Genomic DNA, 17,923 nt, shown 5'->3' on the forward strand with positions numbered 1-17,923 from the left:
CCTTTTTGTTTACACATAATTATCATAATAGCTAGACTTTAGCGTAATATTTCCCTATAATCTGCACCTCAAATCAATGCTCACCGCCCCCATACGCCCCCATAGCTCAGTCGGTCAGAGCAGTCGACTCATAATCGATTGGTCACAGGTTCAAGTCCTGTTGGGGGCACCAACTTAATAATTCATACTGCTCCATTCTGATTCATTTCAATTCAAAAACACTTAAAAATCAACAATTTTAATTGATTCAATAGCGCATTATGCTCCATTCTGATTCATTTTGATTTTGCTTTTTCGTACCCGATATAGTACCCTGGCACAAATTTACTAGTTTTTTGGGTACTAAAAACAAGGCAAAATCATGGCAAGAATAGTGAAGGGTTTAACCAATACACAGGTTGAACGAGCAAAATACACACCTAATGGAACAAATGAATTAAACGATGGCAAAGGGCTATTTCTTCAAATGTATCCAACTGGGGCGAAGAAATGGCGCTTCCGCTATGAAAGACCAATCACCAAAGCGCGCACCAAATTTAATATAGGCGATCACCCCTCTATAACACTAGCCCAAGCACGCGCCAAAAGGGACGAATACAATGCTTTATTAGCGCAAGGGATAGACCCGCAAGAACACGCCAAACAGAAACACCAAGCCTTACAGTTTCAGTTAGAAAATACCTTTCTCAAATGGGCGGAACGTTGGAAAGAAAATAAAGAAAAGAAAGTCAAAGCGGATACCTTAAGGAAAGATTGGCGACGGATTGAAATGTACCTGTTAGAATCACTGGGGCAAATCCCTATTGATAAAGTGCTTCCTCCCCTACTGATTCAGGCCCTTCCCCCCTTGGAAGCCATGAAAGACCGCAGAACAGGCACGGCAGATAGCGACACCTTGAAGCGAGTTATCCGCTTAGCCAATGAAATTCTAACCTATGCAATGAACGCCGGGGCAATTCCTTTTAATCCGTGCTTAAGCGCAAAAGATATTTACAGTTTCGCCCCGGCGGAAAGTCATCCGCACATTGAGCCGGCAGAATTGCCCCTATTGCTAACGGATATAAGCGAATCAAAGGCACAACCAAGAACAAAGGATTTAATCTTGTTTCAACTTTTAACCATGGTGCGCCCATCAGAAGCGAGTAACGCAGAATGGGCCGAGTTTGATTTAGAAAACAAGGTTTGGACGATACCCGCCGAAAAAATGAAAATGAAGCACCCGCACAAAGTCCCGCTTTCTAGTCAAACAATTAGACTGCTTCAACACTTACAATCGCAAACAGGGCACAAGCGTTTTGTATTTGCCAGTAGAAATAAAATAAATGAGCCGATGAATTCCCAAAGCGTCAATAAAGCCCTTGTTGATATGAGCTATAAGGGCAAACAAGACGCGCACGGATTGCGCTCCATAGGAAGAACCTACATTGGCGAGAAACAAATGGACGGTTACGAAGTGCTAGAAATGTGTATTGCCCATAAAGTCGGCACAAGCACCGGCAAAATCTACGATAAAGCAGACTTCTTTGAACAACGAATCCCAATTATGCAAGCATGGGGGGATTTTGTAGAACAGTGTGCGGAACGCACTTCTAGTAAAAGCTAGAGATAAAGAAAAGACTATTGGCAAAATTATATTGAAACAAAGGTTGTAACGCGCTGTGGTGGGGGTTGAACCCACAATGCCGCGATTGCTCGCTGACTTACCATTAGCCTACACAACGCATTACTGTGCACCACTCTATATACCAACTAAAACAAAGTCAAATGCATTTCTTAATCTCTATCAATACCACAAGGGCGAGTAATCGCCCTATTTTTTTGCCCATCCTTCATTACTCATTTTTGTTTTGTAAAAGTTTTCAAAAATTTTTCCACTTTACCACTTAACCAATTCTTTATTTTTATATCATACTGAAATAAAAAGAAAATAATAAGAAAAGATTAAGTGAAAATGCAAGTGAGAAATAAGTGGTTAAGTGGAAAATATAAACCGCTATTTTTTTGCGATACGCAATAAACCCAAACAAATTACCTGTTTTTATATATTTGATTGAGACATAACAAACAGGAGCAACAAAATGACCTTACAAGCAAAATCTACACAAGAAGAAGCCCTTCCAAGCGAAAAAATCAAAGGAAAGTATGAAGGCTTAATTGGGGAAATGTTCGATGTTTTAATCAATGAGTTTGAAAAAAATTCGAAAACTAAGAATGAAGCGTTAGCACTGGCAGAAAGTACCGTTTTAACAATAGCTAATTATTTTGGTGGGCGCAGTTTTTACCTTCCAAACGGAACAAGATTGAAGGCACAAATTAGAGCTAATCGAATTTTTAAAGAATTCAAAGGTGACAATATGAATGAACTAACAAGAAAGTATAGCCTTTCCTCCCCCCCATATTTATGCCATTCTAAGAAAGCAACAGAAATTGCGAAAAAATGAATCAGTAAAGTAATAATGTAAGGAATTGTAAATATTGCTCAATTATTAAGCAAATAATTCACTATAAAATGATTCAATTTTCCAAGTTTTTAAACGCCAAATCTTTAAACCGTGTTTAAGAGGCCTTTAAATATCGTTTAAAAATTTAAAGATATTTAAAAAAGTGACATAAAAAAGCCAGTTTTGTCACTTTTTTAAAACACGATAACAGCAAGTTAAACGATTTTCTTTGCAAGTTTATGTATTTAAACGACCTTAAACAACATCCTCATTTTGATAACCGTTTTTAAAAACAGGTATCAAAATGAGGAAAATCTTTATAAAACAATCGGATATTGACGCCCCTTCACAAATTTTATAGCCTATTTATGCCGTTCAATTTAATCCAAAACAAGTTATGAGGATTCATCATGAACGAACAACAATACCTAACCAATGACAAACACTACACCGTGCGCGAAATGGGTGAGCTTTTTGGCGTATCACGGAGCAAGTTAGACCGTTTGGTGAGAGAAGGGAAAATCAAGAAAACCAAATTTGGTGCAACTACGCTTTATAAAGCGACTGAAATTCAACGTTATTTAGCGAGTATCAACCAATGAGGACGCAGAAACAGGCAGGGCTTTTCAGTGCGCCAACACCAAAAAGCCCCTTATCATCATTTAGCCAAGCGAGCAAAACAATGACTAATTCACATTTTAGCAAAATATTTCACCAATTTGCCAAAAAACGCTTTACAAAGTGCGGTGGCTTTTGGCATTATTTTGCCGTGCTTACAAAATCAACCGCCGAGCCTGAGAACTCGAATCATTTATCAGTGGCGCAGAACACGCCTATTGCGTGTTTTTTATGCGTAGCGCACACGCACCCCAAGAACGCCTAGCGCGTCCATCTATGGTAGCGTGTAGCGGGAAAGGTTTCGCCCTTTGCTGTTTTCCACTGATGACAGTTTCTCAGCCCGTTACACGTTACCGCCCAAGCCTGAGAACTTTAGCGGTAACTTCCAATCAATTTTTCAGTGGAGTTACGCAAATGTATCAATTCATTTTTGCCGGCATACGCCGAACCGATCTTACAAACCGCATTCAAAAAATCCGCATTACCGCCGACAATGAGCACACCGCCCGCAAAGCGTTCGCTAAAGAGTTTATTTTAATCCTTGCCGGCAAAATCAACCTTAAAAATACTGTGAAAAACAACCGCACTTTAGGGGGGATTTATGCGTAATATTATTCAGATTGCACTACTTGAGCATTTACACCAACACGCCGACAATCAAGAAAGAATGGCCGAATATTACAACCAATTTAAACAGGCGGAACAAGACTCTACACAAGCCTTGAAAATGTATTCGGATCTTGTTTTTAGTTATGGCATTGAGTTAGATGCTTTACAAGAAAATATTGACGGCTCAATTTTGGTTGGCATTGGCTCAACCTTAAAACACCTTTGTGCCGAATTAGACCTTGCTCGGTCTGGCAGAGAACAAACAGACACTAATCTGAATACACTGGAACAAGGTGGTAATCATGACAGCTAAACGCAAAAATGCCCCGCATTTAGCCGACCAAGTACAAGATGGGGTGGAATTGATTATTTTAATCGGATCCAAAGCATGGCAGGCATGGGATAAAGGCAACGGGCTAGAATGGAGTTTATTAGCGCAAGCGATAAAAACAGATCCAAAACAAAAGCCCGTGATTTTAGGCCCAAACCAGTTAGAGGAAATTAACGTTCTAAACCTTGCCGAAAACGACCGCACTTTTATTCGCCTTTGCCAATTCGGGAAGTTTTCACATTCCGAAGAATTGCCGGCTGTGGTGGCAAACTTGGCAAAGAATACGAATGTTCAAAATCTAACGCTATGCGATAGCTTAGGGCACCTACAGGAAGACGGCAATTTGTCAGCATGGCTTAAACGCACGCGCGAACAAAACGGCGAAAGTGTGGCAGAAATGGTAGCAGAAAGCGTGAGCCGAAAATCCCCCATGATTGATTTTGAAAGCGAGAAGCCGACACAACCGGAAATCACAGAGGCGTTTTTACAATGGACGGATAAACCTATCCGCCAAGATAGCACCATAGGGAAAACCTTAGAATATAATGGGCTATATTGGCAGGCGTTACCGGAGACAATCCTTCAACGCAAGATTATGGCGTTCTATCATGAACAAGGCTATAACAAATACACTGTGAGAAGCCTGAAAGCCATTGCCGACCTAGTCGCAATCAAGGCGGATGAAATCCCAACACAAAACCCCGATTTTATCGGCTTTCAAAACGGGGTATTAAGCAAGAAAACAGGCGAATTCATGCCGCACAAAATTGACCACTTTTTGCGCTCAATAGAAAAATTTGATTGTGATACTCGAAGCCAAAATATACCGCACTTTGATGATTGGATTGAATTTGTCAGTAACGGCAACCAAAACAAAAAGAACGCGATTTTAGCCGGGCTTTATATGGTGCTCACCAACCGGCACGAATGGGGGCTATTTTTAGAAGCCACCGGCACCGCCGGCGCGGGAAAATCAGTATTCAGCCGAATAGTTTCAATTATCAACGGCGAAAGCAACACGGGCTATATCAACCTTCAAGAATTGGAAATAGACCGCAAGCGGGCAATGCTAATCGGAAAAAGCCTTGCTATATCGCCCGACCAAAAGCCCTACAAGGGAAGCGCGGACGAATTGAAGGCAATTACCGGGGGCGATAACGTTACCGTAAAATTGGTTTATGTTGATGATTTTGCCGTAAAACTCACGCCAGTGTTTATGTTAGTAACAAACTACCCTTTACTATTCACCGACCGAAACGGGGGTATAGCCCGCCGGCGCATAATCATTCCTTTTGACCGGGCCATTCCGAAAGAGAAAAAGGACGTGCATTTCACCGAGAAAGTACAAAAGGAAGTTTACGGCATAGTGAATAAGTTATTAGCCCTTTTCCCAAATTCTGATACGGCTAGAGCGATTTTGGAAGAATACCGGGATTTAGACGAAGGCAGACACATAAAACGCGAATCTAATCACCTGATTGACTTTTTAGGGCATTTTGAATTGAGGGAACACCGAAACGAAAAAGCCCTAAGAATAGGGAATGCAAGGGGTGGATTTATTCCCTATGGTGACAGATTAGGCAAACCGGATAGCCTATACTCCGCCTATTTGTTCTACTGTGAATGTAATGGCCTATCTCCAATTAATCGCTTTTCCTTTAATAATGCATTAAGTGGCGCATTCAAAGAGGCGGGAGAAAAAATACCTTTTGAAATAAAAATGCTATATGGAAACGAGACAACTAACGCATATTGGAAGAATAGAGTTCTTTCTATTCGACAGTGGGAAGGATAGTATTAAACGACTAATTTCAGAAAAGGCGACAAAATCGCCTTTTTTTCGTCTGAAATCTACCATTTTTCTAGAATTCCACTTTACAAAGTGTTCATAAGTGTAGCTAAACCACTTGAATAAAACCTTATTCAAAAAGGCTTGAGAGTGTTTTGAGTGGTTAAGTGGAAAAATTTTTCAAAACTTTTTTTTCTTTTTTTGCATTCTTTTTTCTTTCTATTTTGATTGAGAAATAACAAACCCACAAAGGGAGCTTTTTATCTTTTAATTGTGTGAGATTCATCAGTAAAAAAGGTAAAGAGTATGATGGGAAAAGCAATTTTTGAGATTTTACGCACCGGAACGCATAGAGCTAGAAACGGTAGATTTACATTTAGTCAGGAGGATATAAAAGGCATTGCTAAATTTTATTCAGCAGATGTGAAGAAGGCACCTTTAGTTATCGGACACCCTGAAAACGATAACCCACAATATGGAAACGTCACAAAACTTTATCATCATGAAGGGCATTTGTTTGCCGAAGCAGAAATTAATGAAGAGCTAATTAGCAAAGTTAAAAATGGCGAAATCAGCGGAATTTCTTCGGCGGTCTATTTTTCTGAATCTAAAGGCAATCCGGTGAAAGGCTTGGGCAGTTACTTAAAGCATGTTGGATTCCTTGAAAAAGGTAAAGACGAACCGGCAGTTAAGGGGATGTTAAACCCTGAAATTAGCTTACATATCGCCAACCTAAGTGCAGATAATGACATTGTATTTCTTAGTGATGGAGGATATTCCTACAATCGCCCAAATAGGCGAATTAAATCAAAAAGCACAGTATTTCCAAAACGCCCTAGGCGTAGATTATGGCACGGCGTTAGATATTATCAGTCAATAGGTAAAAATTATGACCAACGATTTAGATGAACTCAAAAAAGAAAATGAACGCTTGATTACCGAATTAAGCGAAAACAAGAAAATTGTGGCAAATGCCAATAACACAAACTATGTAGAAGAATTGCTAAAGAAAGGAGTATTGCTTCCACGGCAACAGGATTTTGCAATAGAACTGTTAGATATTGCTTCAAACTACGATAACGGCGAATTTGTCGCCTTTAGCGAAGGGGAATGCCTAACCGATAAAATCAAAGATTTTTTAGCAAAACAACAACCTGTAAATCTAGCAATGCAAACTGAAAGCATAGATTTAAATTTATATAAAAAGCCTACTGTTTGGCGACAAGAAGGAGAACCATTTACCCCCCATCAGTTGGACGAAAGAATAAAAAATTATATGCGAACCTATAATGTAAATTATAGAACCGCTTTCAACGAAATCATTTCATCAGGAGAATAGATAATGACAAACCAAACTCAACAAACACTTCAAACGGCCCGAATTCAAGACCCAGTATTAACCAATCTAGCACAAGGTTATTACAACAATGAATTAGTATGTGAAGTTTTAATGCCGGTGGTAGAAATTGGCAAAGAAGCGGGGAAAATCCCACAATTCGGACGACAAGCATTTACGCAACCACGAACTGTACGCGAATTGCGTGGGGCTTCTAATAGACTAACCCCGGAAGATATTTCAACACTAGACGTGCAATTAGAAGAGCATGATATTGAATACCCGATTGACTACCGAGAAGACAATGAAGCAAGTTATCCTTTAAAACAATATGCGTTATCGGTTACCCAAGACATCATCGCACTAGGGCGAGAGGTAGAAACAGCAAAACTAGCTCAAAATAGCGATAATTACAGCACTGAAAATGTTATTTCTTTAAATACGAACAGCAAAATTAGCAATAAAAAATCCAATCCATTAGAAGTTATTGAAAGTGGTATTTATGCAATTTCTTCATCCATAGGTATGAAACCGAATGTTTGTGTGATTGCGGGAGACGTCTGGAAAGTTTTAAAAGAAAATGAAGTTATCTTAGAGCGTATCAAATACACCCGTACTGGTATTTTAACACCTGAGATATTTGCAGAGCTAATCGGCATTGAAACAGTAAAAGTCGGTGAAGCGGTACAACAGGTCGGCGGAAAATTAGAAAAAATTTGGTCTAATTGCATTATTCTTGCCTATGTATCAGATAAAGCCAAAAATAAGAAAGGTAATATTTTTGACCCTTCTTTCGGTTATACAGTAAGACGCAATAAAGGACTGTTTGTTGATACCTGTTTTGAGCACGGCGGGAAAGTTCAAATTGTTCGCTGTACAGATATTTACAAACCGCACTTATTGGGTAAATCAGCCGGTTATCTAATCAAGGATTGTCTTGCCGGTTAAAATCGTTCAGAATAGCCCCTAAATGGGGCTATTTTTATTTTTTGCCAAAGGCAGGCAGGTTTATACCCTTTTCTAAGAATAATACGGAATCAGGTTAAATTATGTTGAATTTGGCGGACTAACTTAAATTATTCCAAATATCCCACCATAAGCGGAACAAATAGCGCAGGATAATGCATAATAAATTGTATTGATTTTGTTTTTTAGTACCCTATAAAGTACCCAGACAACAATGGCCAAAATTTATTATTTAAGCATATCAATAAGTTACTAAAATTTATTTAGTCCTGTCAGGTCCTTTTATTGGTGATATGCCGATAAATGAAATTCTGCCAAAGGTTGTTATAGAAGCATTAGAATCACTCTATAACCAAGGCAAGGGCGATACATTAAAGCGCACTATTCGGCTATTGAATGAAGTACTTAACTTCGCTGTAAACTACGGTCTAATTGCCTTTAATCCTTGCTTACGAATCAATGAAGTATTTAACTTTGGAAAATCCTCCAACAACCCGGCAATAACACCAAAAGAACTACCGGAATTAATAAAAGCCGTGATGTATTCCAGTGCGGCCATTCAAACAAAATTATTATTCAAATTTCAGTTATTAACTATGGTACGCCCTGCTGAAGCAAGTAACGCTACATGGTCTGAAATTGATTTTAAAAAATCTTTATGGACTATCCCGGCTAACAGAATGAAGAAAAGGCATCCTTTTGTAATTCCTCTTTCTTCCCAAGCTATGGCAATTCTAAACAAAATGAAAAGTATATCTGTGAAAAGCGAATATGTTTTTCAAAGTTGGATTAAGTCTAACCAACCAATGAGCAGTCAAACAATCAATAAAATGCTAGTCGATTTAGGCTACAAGAATAAACAAACAGCTCATGGATTAAGAACAATCGGACGCACTTATTTAGCAGATCAGCGTATTGATTATGAAGTGGCTGAAATGTGTATTTCTCACAAGACGGGTACGCAAACAGGCAAGATTTACGATAGGGCTGATTTCCTTGAACAACGCAAGCCGGTGATGCAACTTTGGGGAGATTATGTAGAACAATGTGAACGTTAAAAGTGATGTGCGTGGAAAATATTTAAAAAGTGCGCTCACTCGTTCACTCGTTTACTTTCTTTTATTTTTCAAATACTTATAAGGTGAAGACGAAATCGAAGTTATTCACCTAGGTATTCACCTTTTTAGATAAAAAAAGCGCGGTTTTTATGCCGCGCCTTTCACTATCTATTTGATTTTATGTACTCATTATAAAACTCGTCAAAGTCTTTAAAGTGTACATTGGTGATATATCTTCCTTTTTCCGTGCCGGAAGTAATTCGCCTGCGGGTGTATGGATATTTATTTTTATGTTGTGCCAATCCTTGTCTTAATGATTCGGTAAAGTTATTCTTTGTTAAAGCATTTTGAATATTATTGGCTTCAGTAAATACCAAGTAAGCAGGGTAAAGGTGCGTTCTTGGAAGTCCGGTTTTCGCGTTGCCAATTCCTAGCCCGTTACTTTCTTGGGAGGTTAGGAAATAACTACAAAACACCGTTAAATGATCTGAGTTCATTTTTATTTCTAACGCTTCGGCACTTTCCTGTTGTTGAATTAACGCTTTCTTCGCGTCTAGCGGATTTTTAAAAGCCTGAATCAGTTTATAAATAATTCCTCCGGCTTCGGCTTCTATCTTATCCATTAAGTGCGGATCGCGTTTACTTTCAGGCACCACCTTATCGAAGTGGAAAATCACTCTGCGGCGTTCAATACCTCCGTTTCTTTCTGTGAAGCGTGTCGGCTCATTGTTTACGATTAGCACAATCGCGGGAATGACTGCTTTAAACTTGCTTTTGTGCTTCGGATCGATATTGACTAAATCACCCGCACTAATGCTTTTTAGTCCACCACCATCACCACCATCACCACCATAGCGGGATTGTTCCGGGCATAGAATGAGCGTTTTATTCACAAAGTTTTCACGGCCGCGCGGTTCGTCTAAATCGACTAATCGCCCACTTTCCGTGTTTTGTTCGCCGGCTAACATTGTGGCAATTTGCGCAAATACCGATTTTCCGCTGCCACCATCACCGGTTACTTCAAAGAATAACTGCCAGTTATGGCGATTCGTTAAAATTGCGTAAAGTGCGCCCAAGATTGCTTGCTTTTTATCTTCCTTACCATCAGCAACAAAATTCAACCAACTATCAAAGTGTGGTGTATTTTCTTCCTGATTTGTGTAATCGTGCGGAATAAAGGAAGTGAGCCAGTTTTCCCGACAATGTGGGCTAAATTCCAAAATAGAACGATTTAATACGCCATTTTTAAAGGCTAATAGCTCCTTGGATTGTTCCCCCATTTTGGCCGCTTGAATCTTTGCTGTATGGTTAAAATTTATAACTCAAGCTAAACACAATGGTTCGCCCTCTGGCATAGTTATTTAAAATAGACTGTGTTTTTCCGCTATGGCCATCCTTATGACACAATTCTCCCGGTGCACAAGGCTGTGACGGCGCGCTACTTATGCTGCTGTAATAACGTTGCGTTGCCGCATCGTTACCAGCATCCAACGGATCAATATACTTCTTATCAAACAGGTTCTGAACTTCTGTTTTCAAAATCAAGTTTTCAATCGGTTCATAGCTAACATATAAGTCAAAAATTAACGGTTGCTTTTCAATGGTTTCCGTTTCTTTAATTGCATGATGATGACGTCTTAAGGCATTCTTCTCAAACTTTGTACCATCAATATATTTTTCCTCAATGGAAGCCCGTTTGCTTTCACCATAATAACGAACCGCTCCGCCAACCGTTAATTTTCGGTCAAACCAACGGCTACCAAGTTCAAGGCGACCATAATCTCTTGGTAGAGCTGAAATTCGAGTCAAACCGTAACCTTGTTTTAAAACATCTTCTTTTGAAGCATTATTCGGACGAGGGCTAGCATCACTATAATTGGTCGGCTGATTGGTTCTTTGATAAGCGTAAGATAAATTCGTAAAGAATCTGCCCATATCATAATTTAACTCTAATTCCACGCCACTCTTTTTCACCGTTTTAGCATAATTACGGTGTGCAATGGTAAATTGAAAACCGTTGCTTTCTGCCCAAGTAGGCGCACCGCCTTGCCACCATTCGCCCCAAACATTATGAATATAATTTTTGATGTAACTACGATATCCGACAACTTTTATTCCCAACACATCATCATTTTTCCAAATACCTTCTTTAAAAGTATTAAAGCCTAATTGATAAGTCGAAGCGCGCTCTGGTTTTAAATCAGTATTAACGCCAGCATCAGAGACTTGAGAAAAATACATTTCTTGAATGTTTGGCATACGGTGCGTTCTAGCATATCCCATAAAAGGCATAAAGTAGTCATGAAGATGAGCACTGAAGATCGCAGAATGGTTGACCGCTGTTTTATGGCCAGTTTTTCTTTCTAGAGGTTCATAAATTTGACAGCCGCCATTAGGCTTGCAATATTTTTTATAAATTTGAGAATCCTTGCCAAAGGCTTTTTCAAAATCTTCCGGAGAATTGTAGTAGCCTGCATATTCACCGTTAAATTTATACTTAATAAAGTTTACGCTGTAATCCAGTCGATAGATATCGCGAGTCAGTGAAGTATCTAAATAAAACGTATGAAATTTTTGTTCGCCGGAAGGGTGCAAAATACTCGATTTTTGTGGCAATAGCCCTTTTGAACCTTTATAACGCCCTAGAAAATCGTATAAACCACCCCGCTGTGAAGAACCGTCATAAAACAGACTTAGCTCTTCAGGGAATCGATTTTTGCTATATTCATTTTTGAAAAAGTTAAAACCTAACGTGGTTTTTAAGTCCACTTCTTTCGGCAACGTAAAAGTATAACTATTGCTTATATCAAAAATATCGGCGGCATTCTTCGTTTCTAAATATTTCAATACTTCCCAGCCAGTAAAACGTGAACCTTTAGGATATTTTGATTTACCCACGTTATGCGCCAACAACAAATTCATATCAATATAACCATTATTATTGAAATTATAGTTAAGTTGATAGTTACGATTTTCAATTTTACGGGTACCAATAGCGTTATCTAGAGCACGTAATTGCAGATTCAACGTATGGCGATCATCCCCATACTCCAATTTGACCAAATGACTATGAGAGCTTTGGCGAACACTGCTTGGATCTAATGGAGCCAAACGATATTGCTCGTTATTGCGTTCAAAAGCTGCATTGGTTTCATCAATTTGTTTCTGTAATTCAGGAGAATTATCAGGATCCTCAAGAATTCTTTTACGCTCTGCATTTTTATAATATTTACAATCATATGGTTCTGGCTGCGATGGAACTGGTGCATTACAAGCCCATAGGTTCTTATTTAAATCAGGCATCCATCTTCCTTTAGCCCGATCAAAAACAAATCCTGCTTCAGTAAATTGTTTATTTTTTTGTTGTTGCAAAAAGTCATCACCAACATCAGCAATTTTCTTACCACCTCCGCCAATTTTATAATCTTGCGACACTTCTCGACGGCTATATCCATATAACATGCCTACATAACCGCCATTATCCAACCATTTTCTGGTAGCCGCCATTGCCATATAGTTAGATTTCGTTGCATTGGTACCGGTCATCCCCTTGATAATAAAACCTAGGTTCTTATCACCCAAAATCACATCGTTGACACCCAACGTTCTGAAATTCGCCGAACCGTACAAGGAGTTCACGCCGTTTGTCCCACTAAAATTCCCCTTCGTTAAATCAATTCCAGCAATAAAATTCGGATCTAATGACGCTCCAAATTGAGAGTTACCGCCGGCTTGCCCGGAATCCATCGATGTGGAATAAAATGTTTGTGTAATGCCATCCACCATCGTGTTTGCCCGGCCGAATCCCGTTTCTCCTCGAATATTTAACGACAACACACCAGAACCTTTATCTTGTTGGGTAAAGGCACCTGGTATACTCCGTACTACATTATCAATACTTTGAGTTTCTTTAAAAACGTGTTCCCTTGTGCTTTTCGCTTTCGCTTCGGTAAACGGTTTTTTCTCGTTGGCAATGATTTTTTCAACCACATCAATTTGATTTAATTGTTCTTCTGCATAGGTAATATTGATAACATTTAAAAGACAAAATGTTATCAAGTTTAACTTGATAGTTTTACGCATTTTCTCCTCAGACTTTTAGTTAGTATTTTTATTAAATAAGAATTATTCTTATTATCGATCTATTTATAAACGAATACAACACTGTCATATTAGATTTTTGCTGAAACGCCTTCTCAATAAAATCAAAAAGATAAATTTTCTAAATGCATAAATGATTAATAAATGTACATATTCATCTATTTAATAAGATTACTTATTTTATGATAAAAAATAAGTTTTAATCAAATAAAAAAGTAGAAGACAAAAAAAAGTGCGGTGAAAAATCACCGCACTTTTATGCCCAAAATGAAGGGAAAAGGTGTTTAAGATCTAGCAAACCACAAGGTTTACATTCTTATTTTTTAGTAAATCATCAATACTTGGCGGAACATCCGAATCGGTGAAGACATATTCCACATCTGTAATGGAACCCAGTTTTACCATTGCGCGGCGACTAAATTTGGAATGATCCGTCACTAACAACGTATTACGGGAATTATCGATAATGGCACGTTTGACTTGCACTTCATGATAATCGTAGTCGAGTAAAGTGCCGTCCAAATCAATGGCACTAATTCCCAACACCCCAAAATCTAAACGAAATTGCGATAAAAATTCGACGGTTGATTCGCCGATGATGCCCCCATCTCGGCGCAAGGAACCGCTCGCCATGGTGATATCAAAGGAATCATTTTGCATAAGAATGTGCGCAGCATTGAGATTGTTAGTGACGATGCGTAATCGTTGATGTCCTAATAACGCGAAGGCAACTGCCTCAGCGGTGGTGCCGATGTCAATAAACAACGAAGCACCGTGCGGGATGAACTGAACTACCTGTTTTGCGATACAATTTTTTTCTTGAGAAAAAAAGTGTTTTCGATCGTGATAATCGCTATTTTCTGCCGTGGAAGGCGATGCTGCGCCACCGTGGTGACGGCGAATAAAGTTGGTTTCTGCCAGTTCGTTTAAATCGCGCCGAATGGTTTGCGGACTCACTCCAAATAAAGCAACCAATTCATCCGTACTCAAATAGCCTTTTTGTTTTACTAATTCAACAATTTTTTGATGACGAATAGATTGTTTCATAACGACTTTTCCTTCTTTTAACAAGACTTTTGCTTGCTAATGTAGCGCATTTTATTAATGAAATCACGATTTAACGCGAATTTTTCGATCTATCAATGCCAGTAACATCCCTACCAATAAACCTGAAATATGGGCGGTATTGCCGATTTGAATGTCTATTAAGGGGCCGGCAAATCCAAGCAAAATCCCGATAACCAACATATTGAAGAAACCATCCGGTAATTCAAAATGGGTTTGCTTATTGACTTTATCCAACACGAACACATAGCCCAGCACGGCATAGACAACGCCGGATAAACCGAAAAATGCGGGGCCGCTGACAATATTCTGCGCAATGCCGCTTATTACCCCGGCGAACAAATAAATTTGCAGGAGTTTTAAAGAACCCAATTGGCGCTCGATAGCACCACCAAAAACCCACCACCAAGTCAGATTAAATAGAATATGCATATTGGATAAATGCACCAAAGTATGTGTTAAATAACGCCAAATTTCACCTTCCTGGGCGCTATCTTCAGGGAAATGTGCTGCCAAAAAAATCGGCTCGTCAAAACCGAAAAGCATGAGAAGATAAACTACAACACAAAGTGCGGTCACGATGACAGTAATTTTTTGCTGTTGAATATGAGAAAAAACGGAAGCCTTATTCACATGAGAGGACGTGCGCGCTGTAGATTGAGCCTGAATACCACGGGGACCTTGTTGCCACGCACGGGCGTTTTGTTGTTCCAACCACGCCTGTAAGAAACTTTCTCTTTCCGCCATAATTTCGTCAAAGTGCGGTGAATTTTCCGGAAGAAAAATATCATAAACCACATTATTTTGTGCATTTTGATTTTCCTGAATCACCAACTCAACTTGGTATTTTTCAGCAACATAATCACGAAAATGCTGCGCTAACAACGGGATTTCACTACCAAACAAATGCTGCATTTGTTATATTCCTTTTCCAAAATTTCATGCACGGAGAAAAAATGAGAAATCAAAATTTGCCATCGGGCTTCAGCCCTTTCACTTGGGCGATTGCCGGCTTTTGCTTACCGGTATTATTGTGGCCGTTGGCGCTGTTAATTTCACCTAATTTATTGAACAATCCAAACCTAAGCGACAATCAAATTACCGCCATGTCAGTCTTTCTTTGGGGCTATCCCTTCGTGCTAGGCATCGTGGCGCGCATTTTCTATAAACTCCATCAACGCCGCCCCGCTCTGGCTCGCAAGGGTTTAGCCCTAAGTGCGGTCATTTTTTACGGCGTTTTATACTACGTAGCCACCGTTGGATTTAACTAATACCCTGTATCCAACGGCAGCTTTGCCTTTTCCCAAGCCGCAAAGCCACCTTGCAGGCTATAAACCTTTTCATAGCCATGGCGCAATAAAAACGCTGCCACATTACGGCTACTAATGCCGTGATAGCAGCTAAGAATAATCGGCTGATCATAGTTATACGAGGCCTCAAAATTCGGCCAACTGAGCTCCGTTAAATTAAACGCACCTTTGGGATGGGCATAACTAAAGGTTTGTGCATAACGCACGTCCGCCAACACAGCATCTTCATCATTTTGAAGCATTTCCCATGCTTGTTGCGGTGTAATTTCAATAAATTCTGTCATTTTTTATTCAGTAAACTTAGTGGGCTTTATGCCCGACACTATAAAAATATTTATCTGCATATGCTATGGCAATCGCCGATGCCAAGAAACACCAGTGCAACGAGAACTGCCACATCATAGTTTTTTCCAAAGAGAGATAAAAATAAATAGCTAAAAAGGGATGCAAAATTAACCATTTCCCGCTGAAATTTCAACGTTTTTTTATACTATTCATAAAATACAAAAAAACATGGAAAAAACTGACCGCACTTACTCTTCTTCGCTATTCTCTTGATGTGCCAACAAGCGTTCCACTTCAAAATCATGGTATAGCGGTTCAACATCGGGCATGGTTTTCATGGCTTTGGCTGAGAGATCTTTGAAGCGTTCCACTTTACCCATGAGACCTTGTTGCCCCACTAGTGCGGTAACAGCGCTGTTGTAGTGCGAACTGACGGTAGAAAGGCTATTCCCCACTTTCGCCAAACGCTCTGCGAGTAAGCAGATTTGGTTGTAAATGTCGCCGGCTTTTTCGCTGATTTCACGCGCTTCCGCATTACCGCGCTCCACCCGCCACAGGTTCGCCACCGTGCGTAAAATCGGCATCAGCGTGGTATGTGACACCATAATGACGTTTTTGTCATAACCATAACCGAACAAGCTCGGATCCATTTTTAAGGCTTCAATGTAAGCCGGTTCCACGGCAATAAACATCAACACGAAATTCGGACTACGTACCCCGATAAGGTTGCTGTAATCTTTACGGGATAAGTCGTCGATGTGATTACGCAACGCCTTAATGTGCTCTCGCAGAAACGCCTGACGCTCTATTTCATCTTCAGCACTGACTGCACTTTGATAGGCGTTAAGCGACATTTTGCTGTCGATAATCAAATGTTTCTCATCCGGTAGGTTAAGAATAAAGTCTGGATAATTGCGTTTACCCTCTTCGTTTTTGAAATGCGCCTGTGCCGTGTAATGTTCATCTTCCACTAAGCCGGCAGATTGCAACGCCCGCTCCAACTGCATTTCCCCCCAGTTACCAAGGGTTTTCTTTTCCCCTTTCAGAGCGGAAGTGAGATTGTTCGCTTGTTGCGACATACTCAAACCAATTTCCAACACTTTCTTAATTTCCGCTTCCAAGCCCGCGTTGTCCTTAAGAGATTCCGAATGAATTTCATTCACCCGTTTTTGGAAGCTCTCAATTTGCTCACGAAACGGCTTTAACAGGCTGTCCATTGACGCTTGGTTCGTTTGCTGAAAACGCTGGCTTTTTTCTTCCAAAATACGATTGGCGAGATTTTGAAATTCCGTATTGAGCTGCTGTTTGGTTTGTTCAACATGTTGTTGCTGCTCGACAAAATGTTTTTCTTTTTCCGTTAACGTGGTTTTGAGTTCCGCCAGTTCCTGGGAAAGTGCGGTGTGTTTTTCCGTTAAATTTGTCAGCAATTCTTCTTTGCGGACAATCTGTGCTTGGCTTTGCGCAAGTTGCCCGCGCAAGCTATCCGCCTGTGCCGATGCCACACCAAAACGTTCTTTCAGCGTCGTCATTTGTTCTGCGATGGCGGAATGGCGCGCCTGTTCTTCGTTCAGTTCCGTTTGCAAATACTGTACTTTTTCATCCCGTTCGTTTAAGCGAATTTGTAGCCCATCCGCCGTGGTTTGCGCTTTCACTACCTCTTGTTCTAATTGATTTTTACGGGCAGTAACGGCATCAAATTTTTCTAATAAGCGATTAAAATCCTCAATGTTTTTATTTAAATCCTGTTGTAATTCCAGGCTATCCCGTTTCCGGCGCGCGTTGACAAAAAGCAAGATAAGGCAAAGCACGCCCAATGCGACACAGACGCCCAATAACACATTTAAATCAATATCCAATGCAAACATGTTCCCTCCTAATATTGGGCGTTAGTATAAAGGAAATCCGTGGCCTTTGCCGACCTTTTGCTTTTTCATTTCATGGGTGGCAAAAGGCGCAAAACTTACGGTAGAATGGCGCGCGAACCGTTTGAATATTTGTCGAGAAAAATCACCGC

Annotated in this window: 17 protein-coding genes, 2 tRNA genes and 1 pseudogene; 13 read left to right on the plus strand and 7 right to left on the minus strand. The window is 39.9% G+C overall.

Annotated features, from left to right (window positions below; all coding sequences use genetic code 11):
- Window positions 1–95 precede the first annotated feature (95 nt).
- Window positions 96–172, plus strand: a tRNA-Ile gene (locus EL144_RS05155).
- Between the two features lie 189 nt (window positions 173–361).
- Window positions 362–1,603, plus strand: a complete 1,242-nt coding sequence (locus EL144_RS05160; protein ID WP_032995430.1) for a tyrosine-type recombinase/integrase — start codon at window positions 362–364, stop codon at window positions 1,601–1,603.
- 49 nt (window positions 1,604–1,652) lie between these two features.
- Here EL144_RS05160 and EL144_RS11260 read toward each other — a convergent pair.
- A tRNA-Cys gene (locus EL144_RS11260) sits at window positions 1,653–1,722 on the minus strand.
- A gap of 356 nt (window positions 1,723–2,078) precedes the next feature.
- On the opposite strand from EL144_RS11260, the gene EL144_RS05165 reads away from it, so the two are divergent.
- The 10 genes and pseudogenes from EL144_RS05165 (at window position 2,079) to EL144_RS05205 (ending at window position 9,148) form a co-directional block, all read left to right on the plus strand.
- On the plus strand, window positions 2,079–2,441 hold the full coding sequence (locus EL144_RS05165; protein WP_005705000.1) for a Mor transcription activator family protein: 363 nt from the start codon (window positions 2,079–2,081) through the stop codon (window positions 2,439–2,441).
- Between the two features lie 410 nt (window positions 2,442–2,851).
- Entirely contained in the window at window positions 2,852–3,043 is a 192-nt protein-coding gene (locus tag EL144_RS05170; protein ID WP_005704999.1) for a helix-turn-helix domain-containing protein, read from the plus strand.
- A 247-nt stretch (window positions 3,044–3,290) separates the two neighbouring features.
- Window positions 3,291–3,428 (plus strand): annotated as a pseudogene (locus EL144_RS11530) (host cell division inhibitor Icd-like protein); the annotation flags it as partial.
- Between the two features lie 45 nt (window positions 3,429–3,473).
- The gene (locus EL144_RS11535) at window positions 3,474–3,668 is read left to right on the plus strand and encodes a host cell division inhibitor Icd-like protein (RefSeq protein WP_032995428.1); all 195 of its coding nucleotides are present in this window, start codon (window positions 3,474–3,476) and stop codon (window positions 3,666–3,668) included.
- Window positions 3,661–3,981, plus strand: coding sequence for a hypothetical protein (locus EL144_RS05180; RefSeq protein WP_005704996.1), 321 nt, complete (start codon window positions 3,661–3,663; stop codon window positions 3,979–3,981). Before EL144_RS11535 ends, EL144_RS05180 begins: the two co-directional genes overlap by 8 nt.
- A complete protein-coding gene (locus tag EL144_RS05185) occupies window positions 3,971–5,794 on the plus strand; it encodes a DNA primase family protein (RefSeq protein ID WP_005704995.1) in 1,824 nt (607 codons plus the stop codon). Before EL144_RS05180 ends, EL144_RS05185 begins: the two co-directional genes overlap by 11 nt.
- Window positions 5,795–6,094: 300 nt before the next feature.
- Window positions 6,095–6,697, plus strand: a complete 603-nt coding sequence (locus EL144_RS05190) for a hypothetical protein (RefSeq protein ID WP_005704992.1) — start codon at window positions 6,095–6,097, stop codon at window positions 6,695–6,697.
- A complete protein-coding gene (locus tag EL144_RS05195; RefSeq protein ID WP_005704991.1) occupies window positions 6,678–7,127 on the plus strand; it encodes a hypothetical protein in 450 nt (149 codons plus the stop codon). The genes EL144_RS05190 and EL144_RS05195 overlap by 20 nt, the downstream gene beginning before the upstream one ends.
- Window positions 7,128–7,130: 3 nt before the next feature.
- Complete coding sequence (locus EL144_RS05200) at window positions 7,131–8,072, plus strand: hypothetical protein (RefSeq protein WP_005704990.1); 942 nt, start codon at window positions 7,131–7,133, stop codon at window positions 8,070–8,072.
- Window positions 8,073–8,359: 287 nt separating this feature from the next.
- Window positions 8,360–9,148, plus strand: coding sequence for a tyrosine-type recombinase/integrase (locus EL144_RS05205; RefSeq protein WP_407923677.1), 789 nt, complete (start codon window positions 8,360–8,362; stop codon window positions 9,146–9,148).
- A gap of 164 nt (window positions 9,149–9,312) precedes the next feature.
- Here the strand turns inward: EL144_RS05205 and EL144_RS05210 are convergent, their stop codons facing one another.
- From EL144_RS05210 to EL144_RS05225, 4 genes are all read right to left on the minus strand, one after another.
- Entirely contained in the window at window positions 9,313–10,428 is a 1,116-nt protein-coding gene (locus EL144_RS05210) for a DNA primase family protein (RefSeq protein WP_005704988.1), read from the minus strand.
- Between the two features lie 28 nt (window positions 10,429–10,456).
- A complete protein-coding gene (locus EL144_RS05215; RefSeq protein WP_005701732.1) occupies window positions 10,457–13,231 on the minus strand; it encodes a TonB-dependent receptor domain-containing protein in 2,775 nt (924 codons plus the stop codon).
- Between the two features lie 309 nt (window positions 13,232–13,540).
- Complete coding sequence (locus EL144_RS05220) at window positions 13,541–14,296, minus strand: DeoR/GlpR family transcriptional regulator (protein WP_032995427.1); 756 nt, start codon at window positions 14,294–14,296, stop codon at window positions 13,541–13,543.
- A 63-nt stretch (window positions 14,297–14,359) separates the two neighbouring features.
- Entirely contained in the window at window positions 14,360–15,229 is an 870-nt protein-coding gene (locus tag EL144_RS05225; protein ID WP_005704984.1) for a rhomboid family intramembrane serine protease, read from the minus strand.
- 41 nt (window positions 15,230–15,270) lie between these two features.
- Here EL144_RS05225 and EL144_RS05230 point away from each other — a divergent pair, with 41 nt between their 5' ends.
- The gene (locus EL144_RS05230; protein WP_032995425.1) at window positions 15,271–15,585 is read left to right on the plus strand and encodes a DUF5389 domain-containing protein; all 315 of its coding nucleotides are present in this window, start codon (window positions 15,271–15,273) and stop codon (window positions 15,583–15,585) included.
- On the opposite strand, the gene glpE is transcribed toward EL144_RS05230, so the two are convergent.
- Window positions 15,582–15,908 carry a thiosulfate sulfurtransferase GlpE gene (gene glpE, locus EL144_RS05235; protein WP_005704982.1) on the minus strand — a complete coding sequence of 109 codons (327 nt, stop codon included), beginning with the start codon at window positions 15,906–15,908 and terminating at the stop codon, window positions 15,582–15,584. The genes EL144_RS05230 and glpE overlap by 4 nt on opposite strands.
- 249 nt (window positions 15,909–16,157) lie before the next feature.
- Window positions 16,158–17,774 (minus strand): DNA recombination protein RmuC, encoded by a 1,617-nt coding sequence (gene rmuC, locus EL144_RS05240; protein ID WP_005704981.1) that lies wholly within the window; start codon window positions 17,772–17,774, stop codon window positions 16,158–16,160.
- Window positions 17,775–17,923: the final 149 nt, after the last annotated feature.

Source organism: Aggregatibacter aphrophilus ATCC 33389 (genome assembly GCF_900636915.1).
GTDB classification, from domain to species: Bacteria; Pseudomonadota; Gammaproteobacteria; order Enterobacterales; family Pasteurellaceae; genus Aggregatibacter; species Aggregatibacter aphrophilus.